The sequence below is a fragment of the Candidatus Nitrosocosmicus agrestis genome, from assembly GCF_008389435.1.
GTDB lineage: Archaea > Thermoproteota > Nitrososphaeria > Nitrososphaerales > Nitrososphaeraceae > Nitrosocosmicus > Nitrosocosmicus agrestis.
Window position 1 is genome coordinate 78138 of the sequence record NZ_VUYS01000012.1, and the last position, 18711, is coordinate 96848.

Below are 18711 nucleotides of genomic sequence, written 5' to 3' on the forward strand. Positions count from 1 at the left end.
TTATTGGTCCTATGCTTAGCCTTTTTACGAAAAAACCTTTGTTTGTGAAATTATAGTAATGCCAATTCTATTTATAGAATTAATAATCCTTAAATAGTGTAAACTCTATTACATACTTAAGAGATTATTACATTGAGTAAGTCTAATATTGAAAATGATTGGTACAAGCGATTTTTCAGTTTAGGAAATAATATTGGCTCAGGGAGGGTAATAGACCCACGCGAATCAAACATGTATTTTGAGGATATTCAACATCAAATGAATTTTATGTTTTTATTTTTACATGCTCTTTCAAAAGCCGGTACAACTGCACAAATTTTCCAGAATCCTACTATTAGAGAGGATAGAGCACTTGAACTGAACAATTCTGTTTAGCAAAGTTTTCATCTTCTGATAATCAAATGATTCTTTCTATTTTTCAATTTTATACGGTCAGCAAATGAATTCACAAATTCTAAAATTTTTTATATTTGCTGAATTAGCTGATACTTTAATTTATTAATCCCGTTATATCAGGATTTTATAGATATTTTAGTCGCTTAAATTACATTATCCACTACATTTCTATAAATTGAAAAAGATGGGGGATTATTGTTTTTTGTCAACATAAACTAGTTCACACAAGCTTCTTTCGACCTTGACTAAGTTATCAATGTCGTTCATATGAATAATCATTCTAGGATCATTGAGCAGCTTTTCAAATGTTCCCTTATTTCTCCATTTTATGTGATTTATCACCTTTGTTCCATCCAAGCTCTTGTAAATTCTCGTGGATATGAAACCTTCGTGTTTGTGCAATATTTGTTGGGTAGCTTCTTTAAGTAAACTAACTACTTTTTCTTGCATCAATTGGTCCTTAACATTGAAAATACTTACAGAAATCAGTAAATTCCCTTTCATTTGGTTAGTAGTCATTATGTATGATAGTTTTAATGATTAATAAAATAACTAGGGAATTGCATGGTAAATTGAATTTCGGAATACTAAGTTTGTTGGAGTCTCATTCATGACAAGGTGTTATATATCGACACGGCATGACGGATAAAATGCTCTAAAGTTATCTCGTCACATCTTTAAAGTATGTGACCTTAAAAACTGCAATTAAAAATCACTTTTTTCTCAGGAATTTTATTTTTTTGAATTTGTCATTTTCTCAGAAATTTTTTCCATTTCGGATTCTATGTCGTCTAAAAATGACCATTCCTTGCGTACATCTATTCCAGGTTTTTTCCCTATTCTATATAGCAACCTTGTTATGTTATTTTTGACCTTAGCAAGTCTACTCGGTACATGTAAAGCTATCATGAACCCTTTGGTTGCGAATAGTTTTTTCCATTCGTTTGGGTAGGGTATGTTTAAAGGGGTAAAATCTAATGGGATTACTTCGTGCGGAGGCCTGTTCTGTTTATTCTTAACCTTCCATAAATATCCGACGTATCCTGGACTCCTCTGATATGGATTATGTTTCTTAGGTTGAATTACATTATTTAATATTGAAGGATCATGGGTTCTTCCTACTACCATGAATGTAGTAGCCCCATATCTTTCTATGGACGATTTTCGTCTTTCCTTCTCTTTTGGATCCAACTGTCCCTTGTTGAAGAATCCTACTATGTGAACCTGAAGAATAGTTTTATCTGGATTATAGCCAAATAACCGGAAATATCTCTGAAACTCATTTCTTCTTAGTTCAGGATCTAATTGTGACAGTATGAATTCTCTCTTATCTTGATGTAATAATTCATAATTGGTATGTGAAGATTTGTTATAATTTAACGGTGTATCTAAACTGTCTTTGCTTTCTTTATCTTTTATCATTCTGCTTTCTGAACTTTCTATTTTCATTAAATGATTTCACTCCTAAACCTTAGTAATAGCCCATATTGGTAGTATAACAAGTCCATGGTTCACCCACATTTACTTATATGTGTATCAAAGTAAAAAAAGGAGATCAGTTATGCTCGCATATAACAGAGCAAATATAGAATTTGGTTTTATAATTTAATACTTGCTTAGTGCAATTAGTTTTCTAAATTACTTTTGCAATTTGCAAGAGAATTTGCAAATTGGTCATCACATTAGCACATACATCATATTTCTATTATTTTAATTAGTTTTTATTATGTGCTTGATGAAAAATATCACCATGATATTTAGCCCTAGTTTACAGAAGTTCTGTTGTTGCAAAAGGAACAATATCTGCTAATTTTGCAATTTGGACCGGCTAACTAGATCCAATGTGGTTATTATATTCAACCTGAAGTATAAAATTATTTTTCACGGTTCTACAATTTATTTCCATTTTAATTGATGAATTATCTTTATCGGTGTATTGGTTTATATGTTAGAGATATGTCCTCCGGTTTCAAACAATTGGATATTGATATATTAGTCCGAATACCCATCCAAATTCTGCCCGTTAGAAAGATAACAATATATCTTTAAATTATTCTTAGATGTTCTAATTGTTACTTTTAGAGTAGAATTCTATATCATTTGAAGACCATTCTTCAGGATTTTGACTGTAACTGACATTAGAATTTTGTCTATCGTATCTTTTTACACCAATGATTGGTCCATTGCAAGAATTGCAAATATCAAATAAGATATCATAAAAAATTTCTTTATTATTATCCAATCTGACTCTTTTAAGTCGACTCATTACTATGGGATGACTGCAAATGCGACATTCCATACTTTAAGATAGCCCATCATGCTAATAAAGAATTCAGAAAAAAAATCACAGTGAGAAAGAAATAGATTTATCTTTCTATCTTGTAGCACGACATTTAGCAGTGTTTACATTATTTATTTGGTAAATCCTAAGGAAGGTAGTAAAAATTTCAAGCGTTTAACCTTGGTGTCCTTTTGAAGGTCGGATGATAATATCGAAATCAGATACTTTTAAAAATTATATTGTATCTCTTTATCTTCTAATTTATTAAAAAATATAATATTGCAAAGTAATTGATTTATCGGTTAAACTGATAATCTAGTATAAAGAATTATAATGAGTTCCATAATTCTTTCAGGTTATTTGCTACAGAGTACTTTTTCTCTATTTTTGATAGAGTATACTTGGCAGTACAATCAAAAAGAAGTGGAACAACAGGGTGAAACCCGGTTTGTATTATTTCCGATGATGATTGCTTTAGATTGATTTTGGGATAGTGAAATTATGCTAACTTTTTTCCTTGATGTTTCTAGTCTTATTTTTGTTTGTTCAAATTTAGTTACTTGCTTCCGTAATTAGTTAATTGTAAACAGATTGCCGTCTTTTTAACCATCAAATGTCGTTTGCATATTAATGCGTCTGCTTTGATTATAAATAAATAAATCAATCAATTACTTTATTCTCCTTTATTCTCCTTTCCTCTTCGGTCATACCTAACTCTGTAATACTAAATTGGTTATCATCTGTAATTACTACCAAATTAGAGTTATTCCATAGTTTGATCAAATCTAGTTCCAGATATGATTTATCTTGAAGAGATACCTTTTCTTCCAATTCTTGAAGAGATACCTTTTCTTGACGTTCCCTTTTTTTTATGTAAAGATGAGCCAATATTATACTCTGCACCTTTTTTTCAATTTCATTGTAAGGCTCGTCTATGTTCTTTTCATTCATATCATTGATGTAAATAAATCACATAAATCCTTAACTTTGTCATCATAACTATATGCAAAATAATTATAGGAACTCATCTTCTAAACAAATGATCTTATTTTTGCTATTTCTGTTAGAGCATCAAAGATCTTGCAATGCTATACTATAATGTTGAAATTAATTATTCGGAGTAGGGGGGATACATTTGAATTTCCTTCATATGTTGTATGAATATTCTTTGTTAATTTGTGTTAGGGTGATAACTTAAATATGGATCAAGAATTATTTACCGACATTTCCTCCAACATGATTTAGATTTAATGTCGTAATTATCTAATTTCTAATATTTTTATGTTATTTCAGATAGGTTCATAAAATCTTGTATGCGAATTAAAGGACTTTATACTAAAGAAGGTTATGATATCATTCACTGAAATTATGATGAAAATGAGTATTAAAATCAAGCTTTTTGCCATTTAGTTATATATTTCTAATACAAATAATGTATCATGTTAATAAGGTTTGTTGCTAAATAACAATCACAATACCATCCACGATATAGCTGTTGGGAAGTAAGGAGTTGTAAAATGCCTCTTCATTACTTCTGACTTCCCTTTTTTCTTGTCGTGGTGATATTTATCTTTGGTAGTTTGATTTTTTAATTAACTAGATGTATAAAAAATGTAGATATAACAGATAATACTTTAACAATCAGAAACTGTATTACAAAAAAGATGTGTTTACAGATCTGGTTCAACACCTGTGTGATATCTTCAAATCTGTATTTACCAAAACAATTCCATTCCGATTACAATACTTTTATGCTTGTTCATAAAACAACATGTGAACGAAACATCATAGATGGACAAAAGGATTGTGTCACCTATCTTATATTGCGTTTGATTAATTAAGTAACCTCACTTAATATGGAATTAGTTATAATAAAAAGTAAAAAGAAATAAAGTTGCTGGATATGCTGTTATGCCAATCTGGATTTTACTGTTAAGGATACTTAATGTCTTTATCTATAGCATGACACTTTGAATATGTGTTGAGCAGCTCGAGTTATGGAATTATATTTGATGCTCTTCGAGATTTTTTCTCTGTATGGTTACGATCTTTTTCTAGATTGCTCTAAATAAGGTTCAGAAATTACACTTTAATTTAATTGTCTTAGATCTTTGAAAACGTAGAACATGATCTTGTTAAAGTAGATAAAGTAACCTGTCGAGAAATTCTCTTTCTGTTTATTGGTAATATATTCTTAAATTTTTTTTAGTAGTTAGGACTGTGTTCCATCACGCCTATGTTGATCAATATTTTTCAGGATCAAAATTTTCTATTTTTTCCACTTTGATTTTCATCTTGAAGATAAGACGGGGAAAATTGAGTCTATGTATATGGACTATTGTATTCATATTAATATGAAGAAACTGTAGTGGTGATTAGGTATCTTGAATTTAATATATCGATTGATGTTTTGGTTTGTTTTACTAAATGAACTATATTTCTTCCACTTTTCAATAATTTGAAGGTAAATAATTACTCTTTCTTCTAACCACCTTTATTTTTTTGGAGAAAATGTTAAATCTGCTTAATAGTATGTTCATTCAAAAAAAATTATTTAATGGAAAGCCATTTTATCATTTATATCCTAAATAAAAACTAGAATGCCTATTACTTACTGATGTTTGATGCTTTGTTAACAGTTGTTGGATTATTTGCAACAGCGTTTTCCGTAGCAAGTACGATTCCACAAATCAAAAAAGCACTGAGGACAAAAGACACTGATGACGTGTCAATTAGATTCTTGGTAGTATTGATAATAGGTCTTTCTCTATGGGCAATATATGGTATAGGAAAGTCAGATATTGTCATTTTTTTGGGTAATTTAGTGGGAGTGTCATTAAATATTTTCATGTTAATACTAAAAATAAGATACTCTAACAAGCCTTTGGATGAGGGTTAAATTAGTAGAAATTTGATCACGTAATAAATTGCTTTTTCCAATATACTTTAAATCAAATGTCTAAATCAACTAATGATTATGATTTTTATCAACTTTGAAACTTGACATTGCTAAAACATGGCCATCTGTAATAAGTTAAGGAAATAATTGTTCTTATTCGTATTAATATTCATGATCATTCATATTTAAATTAAGCATGAGTTAATTCAATGTAAATTATAATAATGACTATTAAACTATGAAAAAGGAAAAGTGATGCAATTTATATGCATTAAGATAATTTATTGCTTTTGATTATATACATTGTTAGCAATTATTATCCATGTCAACAAACAACAATGCTAAAGAGTATGAAGAAGGTGTAGCAGGCACTAATAAAGAAAGAAAAAGTGATCCATTAAATGAGTATTCAGATAAAGAACCAATGACTCCAGCCAAGGTAAATGAAGGGGAACCTACTGCAGTTAAGAGGGATCAAGAAGATCAAAAAATAATATCAGAAGGTCAGACTGGAACAAATTCACCAGAAGCACGCGAGGAATATCGTAAGAGGGGAATGACTAAAGTAGAGTAACTATATTTATTCTACCCCTTAATTTTTAGTAAAACCTATCTAAAATGGTTAGAGAAAGAACTATGCTTGTTTAAAAAAAATGGGGTATTGGTTATTTGCATTTTCCAGACTCGTAGATTTTTTTCTAACGATGTTTCGTATCTAAATTTTTGCCGGGGTTATTGGTATTATTTGATGAAGATTTGTTAGCATTTCTGATTTTTTTCTCGCATCTTCTAAATCGCTATAAATAATATCTTGCAATTCTTGTTGAAGTTCATCTTCTCTGATAAGTGGTTCTTCTGACATGAGTATTTTTGTGTTCTAATCTATTTATAAAATATACATAGGTATCGGAAATTAGATGGCAATTGAAAATACGTTCTTTTTGAATATGATAGATGTGGATTGAATCTTGTTCAATTTGTCATTCTATAACTATCCTAATGCGATATAAACAACAAATCCTTTTAAAAAAATACCTACTTTGATTACGCTGCTTTTATTTTATTATGTCTAACAATAGATATGTCTAACAAAAAGAATGGGAATACTGATGATGGACTTTCAGAGTCTACCGAGAAAAGAATTGATGATCTTCCAAAACACGCTCAGCATATTTTTAAAAAGGCTCATGCTAGTGCTCTCGATGAGTACAAGGATCCTGATAAGAGAAGAGGTGGTAAAAGTGAATCTGCAGAAGCAGTTGCACACAAGGTAGCATGGGCTGCTGTAAAAAAGGAATACAAAAAAGAAGGCAACGATTGGGTCAAGAAAAATTGACTGTTATCACTATATTAAAAATTTATTATTCTAGCCTATTGGCATTTTGATTGAAATGAGTCATTATGTGTTGTATCATTTTGCCTATATCTTATCTCTGTAGCAGTAAATTCTATAAAGATTAACTGGAAAGAAATCTTTTATTATTTTGTCTACTACTTTTCCACTATTACTAAAATGCTTCTAAGTTAACAAACTCTATGTGATATACCTTAATGAGATATCTATGGGGGATTACACTGCCTGATTCAGCATTTATTAATATACTTTAATCTTGATTAGTATTAATAATGATGCATAAACCTAGCAAATCGAATATAATGGCTCCAGAGGGGTATGATGACATAGATTTAGGTTATGATCCTTATTCGTTTACAGAAATTTACTACAACTCATTATTCTCTTCTTTCAATCTTTGTTCCAAAATCTATCGTGCATTTATTGATGCTTATTCTTCATCATCTGTACTTCCTGAAAAAGAGATAGTTGAATCTGAAAACCCAAATACTCTCATGAACTTTAATTGGGATGGAAATTTTGATAAACAATTGGAATTTTACAAGAAATATGAAAAAATAATACTTGCAAAGATCCGTAATACATTTGATACTAAATTTAGGGACAAGGATTTTGTCAATGCGCTTTCACAATGTGTTGACCTTAACTGCAAACTTGCCAAGATGACTGGAATGGGATTTTTGTATCAACAATTCTCCTATGCAAATTCATTATTGAATAATCGATATTTTGAAATATTCCGGGATATAATATACAGAACACCTTCTCATAAAATACACTCTGAGGATAATTATTCATTATTCCATTACTATACTCCACAACAGGATTGGACTAGACAAAAATCTAAAGGACAGAGCACGTTGAAATTAAATACTTTAAGCCAAAAATTGGACGGGATTGATCAAAATACCAACAATTCCACACCTCTTCTTATTATTTATGCCTTTATCAATAGAAACTACATACTCGATTTGCTTCCGGATTCAAGTGTTGTAAGAAACTTTCAGAATCAGGGATTCGATGTATATACTACAGATTGGGGTACTCCTAGCCCATATGATAAGAATTTGACCTTAGGAAATTATGTAAATGGTTATCTTCTTGATGCAGTGAACCATATAATTGATCACTCAAATTCAGATAAGGTTTCCTTGTTAGGTTATTGTTGGGGCGGTGACCTTTCTCTAATGCTTGCTGCTTTGCATCCTGAAAAAATAGAAAATATTGTGACGTTTGCTACACCCGGTGATTTTAGAATTGACAATAATTTGTTAAGTATATGGACAAGGAATATGAATGCGAATTCTCTTGTTGATACTTTTGGTAACGCTCCCGAAGTATTTATAAACAGCTCCTTCTTACTTCGTAGTCCGGTCGATGTCTTACACAAGTATCCGCATTTCTTCCTTGAAGGGGGGAAGCCAAAAGACATGGACTCAATACTTCAATTTTTTGCCACAGAAACTTGGCTGTATGACAGTCCGCCAATACCTGGTGAAATTTACAGACAATTCGTAGAAGATTGTTACAAGAAAAATTTGTTAATTAATAATGAAATGGTGATCGGTGACGGGAATAAGATTGATCTGAAAACAATTAAACATCCATTTTTAAACGTAATTGCAAAAAGAGATGATCTCGTTGATCCAAAATCAAGTAAAGCGATAAATGATACGGTTGGAAGTAAAGACAAATCAATATTGGAGTTTGATTCTGGTCATGTTGGGGCCTGTATTAGCTCGCGAGCACAGGAGCAATTATGGCCCAAAGTAGGACAATGGCTAAAAAAGAGAAAAAACTGACTTTTATTTCCAATACTATTTGATACTTGATATTTCCAAAATTTTTGCAATTATTGTGTAATCAACTACTAATCTAAGATGCTGCTCTGAAGATAAGGGATGTTGAAGGTGAGTAGAATTGAGTTTCAAAAACAGCTGTTGTGAAATAATAATGATGGTTCTTTGTTCTTATATCGATTCTTAACAAAATGTTATTTCAAACGTATGAGATCTATACACAGATATTAGAAGCATGCATTTTAATTTGTGTGATTATTGAGTGCTTAACAAGGTTATTCTATAAAGGGCAATTATTTAGCACAAGAATCCAAATTCAATGAATTGGTGCTTTCGATATTATTTTGACCTTCATATGATATCATTGGTCATGTATGATGTCCATGTAAAGCATGACTCGTATACTTGATAATAGCTTGGATGATGGCCTTTACTGATCATATCTCAACAAAATTAAGCACGGACTATAGAAATGACTTGAAGCCGTCTACGATATATTGTACAGCAATAGCTGCTACAAGTATGGCAAAAACCCTGGTAGTAATCAAAGCCCCTCTTCTTCCAAGTATTCTATGAATAGGATCAGTATAATAGTATATAATATAAGTTAACCCAATGACAATTACTATAGAAAATATTGTTATTACCAGGCCAGATGTTTGAAAGGATAATAAAACAGATGTAATTGCTCCAGGGCCGGCTAACAGGGGAAAAGCTAAGGGTACTACGCCTGATTCATCTGCTTCGGCTATTCCTTTACCTCTGCCATTTCCTCCTGCAACAAACTTCCAACCTCCGCTGGTAATAAGTTGCAATGAAATTATTAGTAACAAAATACCTCCTGCCACCATAAAGCTTGCGATGGTAATTCCAAAAAATGATAAAATTTGCGTGCCCAATACCGCAAACACAATTAGCAAACCCCCTGCAGTAATTACAGCGGTCTTTGAAACTTGATTTCTCTCTTGTTTGGAAATTTTATTTGTTATGCTTATGAAAAGAGGTAATGTCCCAATGGGGTTGATTACTACAAAAAGGGCAATAGTTGATCTCATGATCTCTAAACCAAATGAATTAGCATAGGAGATTATATCCAAAAATGGAGTTACTATTTCATTTGATATCATACTTACTATTTCTACTTACTTGTATAATAATACAAATTCTCTTCTATTGTATACGCCATTTACTAAGTTCAGACTGAGTCGCAAAGAAATTAAAGACACAAATATATGATTAAAAAAGATAATCAAAAAGTAAAAATATGAATGAGTAAGCACATACTACAGCATTAAAAGATTCTAGGTAATGAGAACATGATTATTATACTCCACTGCGGACACGATTTTGAATTGGAAGTGGAATATATTCTATCATGAATAATCAATCAAGATAGTAGTTCAGTAAATTAGGTCTACAAGTTAGGTGTCAAGTCTGATTTCTTCAAGATCCTGGAGAAAGCTTTGGAACCTATGCAAACAATTAACAATAATGTGAAAATCAAGATAAAGTCAGAGATTTTTTATCAACATTTCATTGAATCTAATATTTGGAATTTACCTTGATCTGAATTTGCCTTCACAAATTTAATCAGATTGTGACTTAGATTGATGGAATTGATGTGTACTTATTTGATCGGTGGTTTAGATATCCATATCCTATTTGCGCTGTTCTCAAATATGTGAGGAAAACGGTTTGAAGAATTATTTATTATTCAATCAGTCACAATGCATGATTAAAATTTATTGAAATATTTTATGACAAGAGGTTTGAAAGCCAACTTCATGAATTACATGATCTAAAAAAACATGGTGTTTGGATCGACCCTTTATTTACTCAATATCGTTCTCTTTACCAATATTCAATTGAATTCTGGAATTGGATCTGCTAAACTAAATTATTGGTGTTGTTGTTGTTGTTGATATTGGCATCTTGGCTCGTAGTATTGGTTAATTGATTGTTGATTGCGTTAGTAGTGTCACTGGCATTTACACTAGGAATATCTGTACCTATTGTAGCCAATCCTGCATTGGCACATGCCTCGTCAATTTTTCCACTTGGGGCTCCGCTAACACCAATTCCCCCAATTAATTCATCATTAACTTTAATAGGCAAACCGCCAGGGAGAACTGTAAAACCTTCAACCGCTATAATCCCGGGACTGCTAGTTTTGGCTCGCTCTTCCAATGCAGATGTTGGTGACTGGAATCCTGTCGCAGCGTATGCTTTATCACGTGCAACTTCTACGGATGCACCAGTAGTTCCGTCGCCTCTGGCTAATAATATGTCTATACCATCCTTATTCAGTATCGACACGGTAACTGGGAACCCTTTTTCACTACAATCTGCTTGGGTTGCAGTCGCTATTTGTTGTGCTAGTTTCAGTGAAATTACATGTTGAGTGTTTAACTCTAATGAAGTTGAATTACTACCATTCGAAGCGATGACTTCATTAGCTATAGATGAGGAGAAAAATATTACTATAACCAATAACATGGGAATTCCAAGAAACCTTGAGTAATCCAACTGATTTAAATTTAATTTGTGATTTTTCAATATTGTGGTTTGGCTGTGATTATTTATTAAGGGTTTGGTAATATAGTCGAAACGGAAAATACATTTCTAAAACACAAATTAACTGATTAATATTGAAATAATTAAATAATTATTAATTATTAATTATTTGTTAAACAAATCCAAGTGACATCCTAAAACTTTACAGTGCAATTCAACCTCACCTGGCCTTACAAGAAGGTAAATCCCAAGGACTTTGCAATTTTGATTTTTGACTCTACCTTGTCATATATCAGGCCTACACCGGCTTACGAGCTGATCAAATAATATACTAATTTGCTTGATTAAAAGTTCGCAGTACGACCTATTATCAAATAGCATAATTAATTGATATGCAGCCACGGTTTTCCATGTCAAGATATATATTAAATTTGAAGACACAATCTGTATTTATGCCAAAATCCTGTATTCGGGCACGGATAACTGTTTACAGAAATCCGAATCGGAGTGAAACTATTTGATTGCTTCTCTTAATAACCGCTATTGAACATTAATACATTTTGATAATGTGAATCATACTGAAATCTTTTTCTAAATGTTTAATAGGTTCACATCTGGCGTTACTATTATCTAGTTGATATGGTTAATATCTATGGCATAAGCAAATTTCATATAAAGATCTTTACTGATGCTGTATTTGGAGTCGCAATTACTATATTAGCAGTTGAACTACAAGTTCCAAATCTTGATGGGATCAAACTCGTTGACAGTACGGAGTTTGGCGAAATTGCCAAAACCTTTATCTCTTACATAACTACATTTGTCATTATAGGGATATTTTGGATTACATATCATGCAGTTTTCAATCCTATTAAACGTACCACGGATTTAATGATCTGGCTAAACTTGGCATTTCTGATGTTTATTGCAATAGTTCCTTTTTCAATTAGGCTTATGAATGAGTATAATAATCAAAATTCATTTATCTTTTACTCTTTGATTCAAATTTTGACAGGTTTAATCCTTTTCCTTATGTGGAGACATGCTTTACGAAGACAATTGATTGCTACAAAAGGTGAAAATAGTAACTATGAACTAAACTTGGTTTTAGTAAGACTTACATATATCAGGACAATGATAATCCCAACTACGTATGCAATCTCGATCCTTGCTTCATTTCTTCATCCACATTTAGCGTCAATATTCCCTTTGATCATAATACTTCCGGTGTCCTTCCTGATCCGATGGCGATACAAGAGCCATAGTGATTTGCATGCTGAAGAAGTGTGATTAGTCTTTATCACAATAAATTTTCCTGTTTTGCGCCCTCCGTTCTGCTGGTTGAACCAAAATTGCTTATATATATAATGACCAGGTGATCAAAAATTATTGTGATAGGGCTGTACATATAGTTTCAAATCATACTGTTAATATTAATATACGAGCTTGGATTGTTCTGCAATAGAACGTAGGAAACGCGTCAGTGTTTGTAATATACATGTTTATCAGTTTTGTTAAAATATAGGGAAATGAGTCTACTATGGACGGAAATTAATTCTTAAATAAAAAATATTTGACCAACTTTTCGTTCACGAAATGGCATTACCGATACACTCTGTATTCTTATTCCATTTGGCTAGTAAAACAATTAAACTTTATAACACCTTTTGAGATTTGGATTTAGATATTAATATAAGATATGCTGAATAATATCATTTATGTATTTTAATTTTCAAAAGGGCATGTTTCAAATATCAAAATGACAATAGAAAAACAAAAATACAATACCAAAATTAATGAAAATTCCAAGGGGAAATACGCTACTTCTACCGAAAATCGAAGGATGATGTGGGAATTTATCATTTGGCCCTTGGTTTTACATCTGAATAGGAGTTATTTTACAGCCAGAGAATATCATAAAATGAGGAATCATATTTCAAATGAAAAAAATATCCCAATTTCAAGAATGGCTGGCGGCATTGTATCATTGAAAGTTAAGGGCATAATACAACAGGATAAGGATTATTATTCAATACATTACAAGTTGATTCCTTATATGCGTAAGAATATGCATCTCGATTATGAAACAGTTCTCAGAGAAATACGATCAAAAAAATAAATATATTTTGAAAGAAGGTTTTAGATATACGATTTGCAAATTGGCTATACCATCTAATACTTTGCAAAAAAGTTCAGAGGCTGAAATAACCATTACTCGTAGTAATGTTGGGTAAGTTAGATCCAATTCTTTATTACAGAATTAACTTAACACAAACGTATTACCTTATGTCGACTGGAAAATTATTTGTTATTTGTTTCTTTAATATCGTTATCCTGTATTCAGTAATAAAATATGTCTTCCGCGGAGGAGCTACCTTCGACAAATACTCTTGAAATTTCATACCCTTCATTCAATTTGGTTGATCAATTAGAATCAAGCATACCGGTTGATAAGGCGGGGAAGCAATAGCATGGGAAATGGCTACAACCATATCGAATTTATTATTTGCTGGTGGAGATCCACATATGTTTTCGGTGTAACGTATCGGATTATCCCAGTTATTGTTTATTACTCTTATTATCTTCCCGACCTCAAACTCATGTTGTAACTACTGTTTCTAAGTGAGAATAACAAAAGCTGAGACAGTCATTTTCCATTTGGTTAGATCACTACTACCTCTACATACTTTATCTTATCATGTTGAGTGCATAGAGGAGAATTTGGTTTTGCTCTGTGTATATTGGTAGAGGGATACTATCAACAACTCTACTTGCCATTGACGATTTTTCATAATTTGCCTACTGGCTTTTTGTCCTTTACAGTCATCATCTGTATTTTAATTACACATGGCTGGTTTTATCATGCATATAGTGGAGTGATATTATTGTTCTGGAATTCAGTACATTTAGAATTCATGATTATCACCAGTAGATGCACCCGCATTCGATTAATTAAAATAAATTATGTTCATTTGAGTTTATTGTCTCTAATTTTCGCTTCCTTGACCTAAAAAAAGCCTAAAACTAATAATCACTTTACTACTGCCAAAAATCATTAACTATTAAACATCTTCTTGGTTCTATGGAATCTCCTGAAAAATTCTTCTCTTGTTCTTCACTATTTTTGTGATTTCTTATAATGCTTACCAGCCAACTTAACTCTTTGATTCTGTTTGAAGATTATTTTTTTGTTAAACAGTATTTCCTACCTTTTTTAGGAATAAAAGCAAAACGCAAGAATGCTGATAGCAATTCAGATGACCCAGAAAACCAAACTATTGAATCAAAAAGTTTCAATTGTGATCAATAGGAATTTTAATATGAAATTTGCAAATGCTCTTTTTTAATGAGAGAGAAAAAGCATAGATTTTTTTGTCCGGTTTTTATGCATTATATGTATTATCAAGAAAATTATTCACTAATCTTAACTGAGAAAGCAAAGATTTCTATGAATTATGATGGATCTTGAGTTCTGAAATAAAATTGTTTTACAAATCCTGCCAGTGAGCAGAAAATATGTGTTTAATGAACTTTAAATGGGTATTTTTTAAATAGATCTTTTATCACCTGAAAAACTTGGACATGATGTGATGTCTAACCTGCTCACTTGTATACTAATTGCATGTATTTCTGCAAAGGTTCCTTCATAAATGAAAGCCTAGCAAACCTAATGATAGCAGGGAAATGATTTGATAACAAAGGTAATTTTTGGTAATAGTCTTAAATACAAATCTATAAGAATAAAGAAATGCAAGACTGGTATACCGTTATTATAATAAGACAAAAAAATGTTCTGAAATAACTAAATTAGCGAGAATTTCCGCTTGAGATAGTGGAATAATAATAATTGACGAATATGGAGCCAAAGACCTCCAAAACAGAGAAAATAATCACCGAAATAGCATTTGAATTATTCATGAAAGGTAAAACCATAGCATAAGTTTCGTAGCACGACTTGGAATACTGTGAAACAAAGCCTACTTACCTATTATATATCGATTTATATAACCTTAAAAAAGGTAGAGTTTATTGTTTAGACTGTGAGCCTTATTTTCCCATTGTTTTCTAAATTTTCAATAAAGTCGTAGAAGGACACGAGTTTAAAAGAATTTAAGATTTTTTGCAACAAAATCAAGATTTTCATACATTCAAAGGCTTCATTTAGGGGAAAACATCAGATTAACATGTTGAAGTTGAATCGATGTGAATTTGGATAGTGGATAGGACAAATTCTCTCACATATATTCGCTGATCGACATCGATCTCATAGATATAATATAATGAGTTCGATTTTAATGTCGAGTTTTTTTAGGTATTTTTAATATCTATGTTATTTAGCATTTATTTTTTTCAATTCTCCAATATTTTCTATATCTCTTTCCTTTGAACCCTGAACATCCGGTGATCAAAATGATAATTGGATTCAAACTTGGGGTAATGCTATTACTCCTCTGCAAATTAATATTTCGGATCTACTGGAAGCAACTTACCTTGGCGATGGAATAGCACTGAATACTATATACTAGACTGCGACAAATTCGAAAAATTGCTGTATCTGCAATAGACCATTCAAAAAAATTTTAAATACTATATGCTAATCAACATGTTCATTTCAACATTAATATAAAATTCAACACAGATTATGATTGTTATTTTGATGTAGAAAATGGGCTATGATGCGATACCTTTATCAGTTATCCGCTACAGGCAACCTTTTTTACTAAAGTAAACTATACTCAACGTTTTATGGACCAAATACGAGATTTGGTTATGTCAAACTCAGCTTGAAGTTAAGTCTATCTATAATCCTAGTGAACATGGGCTTTTATTTTATATTCATGAATCTTTCAAAACTAATGAGGTAATGGAATTTGGAAGTTAGATAACATGCCTCCATCTAATGTGAATATGATGGCAGCTGCTTATTGCGTAACTATTAAATAAGGCGGTCAGCGATTTGCCCCGGCTGCTATCTACTCTTTGTTATGTAATAACGGATATAACATTATCTTAAAGAGGGTATTGGTGGAGTGGAATCAAAATAAAATGATAAACTACAATTGAATGAGCGAAATAAAGTTGAAACCATAAACTTAAATCTTTGGTTATTCAGACAGGTGACCACGAGGTATAGGATGACTTAATTAACTACTGCTAACCTTTTATCCCAAATTTATAGTGTTTTTGATCAGTAACATGATTGGTTCGCATGTAAAAAAGAGGCATAACTGTCCACTATATCTTTGGATCACTATGGTAGTTATCAAACAAAATGATTTTTAATGCTTAGACTTTAATAATTATTAATACAACGAGACATTGTATTAAGTATTAAAAGTTAAGATGAGTCCTGCAGATCATTTTTCCACAAAGTCAAAGGAATATTCTTTTTCTAGACCTCATTACCCCGAATCACTTTTTAAATATCTTTCTACGATTGTTCCTCATAGAGGAGTAGTCTGGGACTGTGCTACCGGCAATGGACAGGCAGCAATTGGACTATGTAAATACTTTAAAAAAGTTATTGCCAGCGACCTAAGTAAAAATCAGATCGAAAATGGGTTTGTACGGGATAACATACTGTACGAAGTTTTTCCTGCCGAAAGTACTAACCTGCCAAATGATTCTATTGATTTAGTAACAGTAGCTCAGGCAGTGCATTGGTTTAACTTTGAGAGGTTTTATAATGAAGTGCGGCGCGTAAGTAAGAAACCTGGTGGAATAATAGCCGTTTGGTCTTACGGGATGCACAAAATAAATCCCCAAATAGACAAAATTAGCGATAGACTCGCTGTAGGTGGCGATATATTGGGAAACTATTGGCCAAAAGAAACCGAATTTGTTAAAGATGGCTATAAGACTATACCGTTTCCATTCGAAGAGCTCAAATCCCCAAAATTTGAAATGATGGTTGATTGGAATCTAAATGATCTTTTCTCTTATATGGAAACTTGGTCATCAGTAAAAAAATTCCAACTTCGAAATCACTACAACCCTTTAGATCAATTCCGAAAAGACTTTGAAATTTTGTGGGGCCAGGAAAATCAAAAGAGAGTTGTTAGATGGGATGTAAATCTTAGAATAGGTACCGTTAAATATTAATGTCTTGTTGAACTTTAAGTTAGAAATAATGGTTCCGGGATTACTGGAATCTTCTCAATGATTGTTTGGAGGCACTATAAGTATAAGTATTATTAATTGTGAACCTTGCTTGCATTTTGCAATATTTTTTTATACCAAACTAATGGTAATAGGAACAATAAAAATTGCCTTAATCCTATCTCAGTTTTTAAAATGTTTACTTTGGTAATAATGAGGGTAAAGATTAAGAGTTTACTATTTATTGTGCTTGATCAATGAGGATGTATCGGTGGCTTATTATCTAATATATTTAAAGTTCCAGTTCCATTCTTGTATAGATAAAATGATGCTATTGGTTCAGGATACACTTTGTTATCTACGGTTATTGGAGTAAACCTACTAATCCCTTGAAATATTTGACTGTCTGATTGTTTGGTAACATTATTTACAAAGAAAACTCGACTTATTTCTCCAATATTTTCTATGCTTGATTTTTTGTCGGCAGACATTGAAAAGGATAACGTCGGAAAAATGCTGACATTTGAAACAATTACTTGATTTCTGGTAGAGTTATCTAGTAAAAATCGACCTGTTTTTTGAGTACCGCTGTCGTTAATACTAATCATGATGCTTTTCTCTGTTGGTTCATATAGGATTCCCGTTGATCCATGATTTATGGGGTTTTTAGTTACCTGAAGGGTAATTGATAAGTATGGGTTTTTTCCTGTACTTTTGCTAGGAACCTGATTTGGAAATTCATTAGATGCAATATTTACATTTCTTTGTTGAGAATATGATTTTAAAAATATCGGAATGCTGCTGAGAATTGAACCTATGGTAAAAAAAAGAATTATAATGCCAAACCAGGTCCAAATACTAAATTTAGAACTCATTGCTGATAAATTTACTTGGTGATAAAATGCTTTAAACTTTGTTTATATATTTATCCATATTTTCGTTCTAGATCAAATGAAATTTGTTGGCTGTTGCCAATTTAATATCTGGGACAGCTAAAGTGAAATTTTGTCGTGGATTTTTTGTTAAATGATCCGAATGTGGATGCTTTATCCTTCAACCTCTAATTAATTTAATTTAGAGATTCCTTTGACGGTGGTAGATAAAATAAATTGATTTTAATCCTGACAGGGCTATAATATAAAAAACAAGCACAAATATGTTAATTTGCTATGTGAAATCTATATCTATTCTAAAATAAAAGTAATACATGAATTGTAATGGCCTCATACCGTCCATTCTTACACTCCGAAATCAAGCATTAAAAACTAGATTTTGATAATTCAAATCATTATTACTCCATTGAAATAACGGGCAAATTAGTTTTATTAATATTCATAGGTTGTAGTAGAAATCGCTTTTAGACTATACG

At 31.5% G+C, this 18711-nt stretch carries 18 protein-coding genes; 10 read left to right on the top strand and 8 right to left on the bottom strand.

Annotated features, from left to right (window positions below; genetic code table 11):
- Window positions 1-132 precede the first annotated feature (132 nt).
- Window positions 133-375: a hypothetical protein gene (locus F1Z66_RS09005; protein ID WP_149863284.1), complete on the top strand. Its 243-nt coding sequence runs from the start codon at window positions 133-135 to the stop codon at window positions 373-375.
- Window positions 376-588: 213 nt separating this feature from the next.
- Here F1Z66_RS09005 and F1Z66_RS09010 read toward each other — a convergent pair whose 3' ends face one another.
- The 3 genes from F1Z66_RS09010 to F1Z66_RS09020 form a co-directional block, all read right to left on the bottom strand.
- Window positions 589-846 carry an antibiotic biosynthesis monooxygenase gene (locus tag F1Z66_RS09010; RefSeq protein ID WP_159357629.1) on the bottom strand — a complete coding sequence of 86 codons (258 nt, stop codon included), beginning with the start codon at window positions 844-846 and terminating at the stop codon, window positions 589-591.
- A gap of 282 nt (window positions 847-1128) precedes the next feature.
- Window positions 1129-1845 (bottom strand): hypothetical protein, encoded by a 717-nt coding sequence (locus F1Z66_RS09015; protein WP_149863286.1) that lies wholly within the window; start codon window positions 1843-1845, stop codon window positions 1129-1131.
- Window positions 1846-2461: 616 nt separating this feature from the next.
- Window positions 2462-2695, bottom strand: a complete 234-nt coding sequence (locus F1Z66_RS09020) for a hypothetical protein (protein ID WP_149863287.1) — start codon at window positions 2693-2695, stop codon at window positions 2462-2464.
- Window positions 2696-3010: 315 nt separating this feature from the next.
- Between F1Z66_RS09020 and F1Z66_RS15485 the strand changes: the two genes are divergently transcribed.
- A complete protein-coding gene (locus tag F1Z66_RS15485; protein WP_154670531.1) occupies window positions 3011-3160 on the top strand; it encodes a hypothetical protein in 150 nt (49 codons plus the stop codon).
- 177 nt (window positions 3161-3337) lie between these two features.
- Here the strand turns inward: F1Z66_RS15485 and F1Z66_RS09025 are convergent, their stop codons facing one another.
- Window positions 3338-3628, bottom strand: coding sequence for a hypothetical protein (locus F1Z66_RS09025; protein ID WP_149863288.1), 291 nt, complete (start codon window positions 3626-3628; stop codon window positions 3338-3340).
- 1666 nt (window positions 3629-5294) lie between these two features.
- On the opposite strand from F1Z66_RS09025, the gene F1Z66_RS09030 reads away from it, so the two are divergent.
- Together F1Z66_RS09030 and F1Z66_RS09035 are read left to right on the top strand one after the other, a co-directional pair.
- Complete coding sequence (locus F1Z66_RS09030) at window positions 5295-5576, top strand: SemiSWEET family sugar transporter (RefSeq protein WP_149863289.1); 282 nt, start codon at window positions 5295-5297, stop codon at window positions 5574-5576.
- Between the two features lie 322 nt (window positions 5577-5898).
- Entirely contained in the window at window positions 5899-6150 is a 252-nt protein-coding gene (locus F1Z66_RS09035) for a hypothetical protein (protein ID WP_149863290.1), read from the top strand.
- Window positions 6151-6291: 141 nt separating this feature from the next.
- Here the strand turns inward: F1Z66_RS09035 and F1Z66_RS15490 are convergent, their stop codons facing one another.
- Entirely contained in the window at window positions 6292-6438 is a 147-nt protein-coding gene (locus tag F1Z66_RS15490; protein WP_154670532.1) for a hypothetical protein, read from the bottom strand.
- 219 nt (window positions 6439-6657) lie between these two features.
- On the opposite strand from F1Z66_RS15490, the gene F1Z66_RS09040 reads away from it, so the two are divergent.
- Together F1Z66_RS09040 and F1Z66_RS09045 are read left to right on the top strand one after the other, a co-directional pair.
- The gene (locus F1Z66_RS09040; protein WP_149863291.1) at window positions 6658-6912 is read left to right on the top strand and encodes a ChaB family protein; all 255 of its coding nucleotides are present in this window, start codon (window positions 6658-6660) and stop codon (window positions 6910-6912) included.
- Between the two features lie 290 nt (window positions 6913-7202).
- Window positions 7203-8732, top strand: coding sequence for an alpha/beta fold hydrolase (locus F1Z66_RS09045; RefSeq protein WP_149863292.1), 1530 nt, complete (start codon window positions 7203-7205; stop codon window positions 8730-8732).
- Window positions 8733-9193: 461 nt separating this feature from the next.
- On the opposite strand, the gene F1Z66_RS09050 is transcribed toward F1Z66_RS09045, so the two are convergent.
- Together F1Z66_RS09050 and F1Z66_RS09055 are read right to left on the bottom strand one after the other, a co-directional pair.
- Window positions 9194-9856 (bottom strand): MarC family protein, encoded by a 663-nt coding sequence (locus tag F1Z66_RS09050; RefSeq protein WP_149863293.1) that lies wholly within the window; start codon window positions 9854-9856, stop codon window positions 9194-9196.
- A gap of 760 nt (window positions 9857-10616) precedes the next feature.
- A complete protein-coding gene (locus tag F1Z66_RS09055) occupies window positions 10617-11219 on the bottom strand; it encodes a GlcG/HbpS family heme-binding protein (RefSeq protein WP_159357628.1) in 603 nt (200 codons plus the stop codon).
- Window positions 11220-11882: 663 nt separating this feature from the next.
- On the opposite strand from F1Z66_RS09055, the gene F1Z66_RS09060 reads away from it, so the two are divergent.
- The 4 genes from F1Z66_RS09060 (at window position 11883) to F1Z66_RS09070 (ending at window position 17345) form a co-directional block, all read left to right on the top strand.
- Window positions 11883-12533 (top strand): TMEM175 family protein, encoded by a 651-nt coding sequence (locus tag F1Z66_RS09060; RefSeq protein ID WP_149863295.1) that lies wholly within the window; start codon window positions 11883-11885, stop codon window positions 12531-12533.
- A 469-nt stretch (window positions 12534-13002) separates the two neighbouring features.
- Window positions 13003-13362, top strand: coding sequence for a hypothetical protein (locus F1Z66_RS09065; RefSeq protein WP_149863296.1), 360 nt, complete (start codon window positions 13003-13005; stop codon window positions 13360-13362).
- Between the two features lie 1020 nt (window positions 13363-14382).
- Window positions 14383-14553 (top strand): hypothetical protein, encoded by a 171-nt coding sequence (locus F1Z66_RS15495; RefSeq protein WP_154670533.1) that lies wholly within the window; start codon window positions 14383-14385, stop codon window positions 14551-14553.
- A 2033-nt stretch (window positions 14554-16586) separates the two neighbouring features.
- Window positions 16587-17345 (top strand): class I SAM-dependent methyltransferase, encoded by a 759-nt coding sequence (locus F1Z66_RS09070; RefSeq protein WP_149863297.1) that lies wholly within the window; start codon window positions 16587-16589, stop codon window positions 17343-17345.
- Window positions 17346-17596: 251 nt separating this feature from the next.
- Here the strand turns inward: F1Z66_RS09070 and F1Z66_RS09075 are convergent, their stop codons facing one another.
- On the bottom strand, window positions 17597-18217 hold the full coding sequence (locus F1Z66_RS09075; RefSeq protein WP_149863298.1) for a hypothetical protein: 621 nt from the start codon (window positions 18215-18217) through the stop codon (window positions 17597-17599).
- Window positions 18218-18711 lie beyond the last annotated feature (494 nt).

Coding starts and splice junctions, on each gene's coding strand:
- F1Z66_RS09045 (WP_149863292.1), top strand. CDS start 7,203: ATGATGCATAAACCTAGCAAATCGAATATAATGGCTCCAGAGGGGTAT.
- F1Z66_RS09070 (WP_149863297.1), top strand. CDS start 16,587: ATGAGTCCTGCAGATCATTTTTCCACAAAGTCAAAGGAATATTCTTTT.
- F1Z66_RS09010 (WP_159357629.1), bottom strand. CDS start 846: ATGCAAGAAAAAGTAGTTAGTTTACTTAAAGAAGCTACCCAACAAATA.
- F1Z66_RS15490 (WP_154670532.1), bottom strand. CDS start 6,438: ATGTCAGAAGAACCACTTATCAGAGAAGATGAACTTCAACAAGAATTG.
- F1Z66_RS09030 (WP_149863289.1), top strand. CDS start 5,295: ATGTTTGATGCTTTGTTAACAGTTGTTGGATTATTTGCAACAGCGTTT.
- F1Z66_RS09020 (WP_149863287.1), bottom strand. CDS start 2,695: ATGGAATGTCGCATTTGCAGTCATCCCATAGTAATGAGTCGACTTAAA.
- F1Z66_RS09065 (WP_149863296.1), top strand. CDS start 13,003: ATGACAATAGAAAAACAAAAATACAATACCAAAATTAATGAAAATTCC.
- F1Z66_RS15495 (WP_154670533.1), top strand. CDS start 14,383: ATGCTTACCAGCCAACTTAACTCTTTGATTCTGTTTGAAGATTATTTT.
- F1Z66_RS15485 (WP_154670531.1), top strand. CDS start 3,011: ATGAGTTCCATAATTCTTTCAGGTTATTTGCTACAGAGTACTTTTTCT.
- F1Z66_RS09040 (WP_149863291.1), top strand. CDS start 6,658: ATGTCTAACAAAAAGAATGGGAATACTGATGATGGACTTTCAGAGTCT.
- F1Z66_RS09050 (WP_149863293.1), bottom strand. CDS start 9,856: ATGATATCAAATGAAATAGTAACTCCATTTTTGGATATAATCTCCTAT.
- F1Z66_RS09060 (WP_149863295.1), top strand. CDS start 11,883: ATGGTTAATATCTATGGCATAAGCAAATTTCATATAAAGATCTTTACT.
- F1Z66_RS09025 (WP_149863288.1), bottom strand. CDS start 3,628: ATGAATGAAAAGAACATAGACGAGCCTTACAATGAAATTGAAAAAAAG.
- F1Z66_RS09035 (WP_149863290.1), top strand. CDS start 5,899: ATGTCAACAAACAACAATGCTAAAGAGTATGAAGAAGGTGTAGCAGGC.
- F1Z66_RS09075 (WP_149863298.1), bottom strand. CDS start 18,217: ATGAGTTCTAAATTTAGTATTTGGACCTGGTTTGGCATTATAATTCTT.
- F1Z66_RS09015 (WP_149863286.1), bottom strand. CDS start 1,845: ATGAAAATAGAAAGTTCAGAAAGCAGAATGATAAAAGATAAAGAAAGC.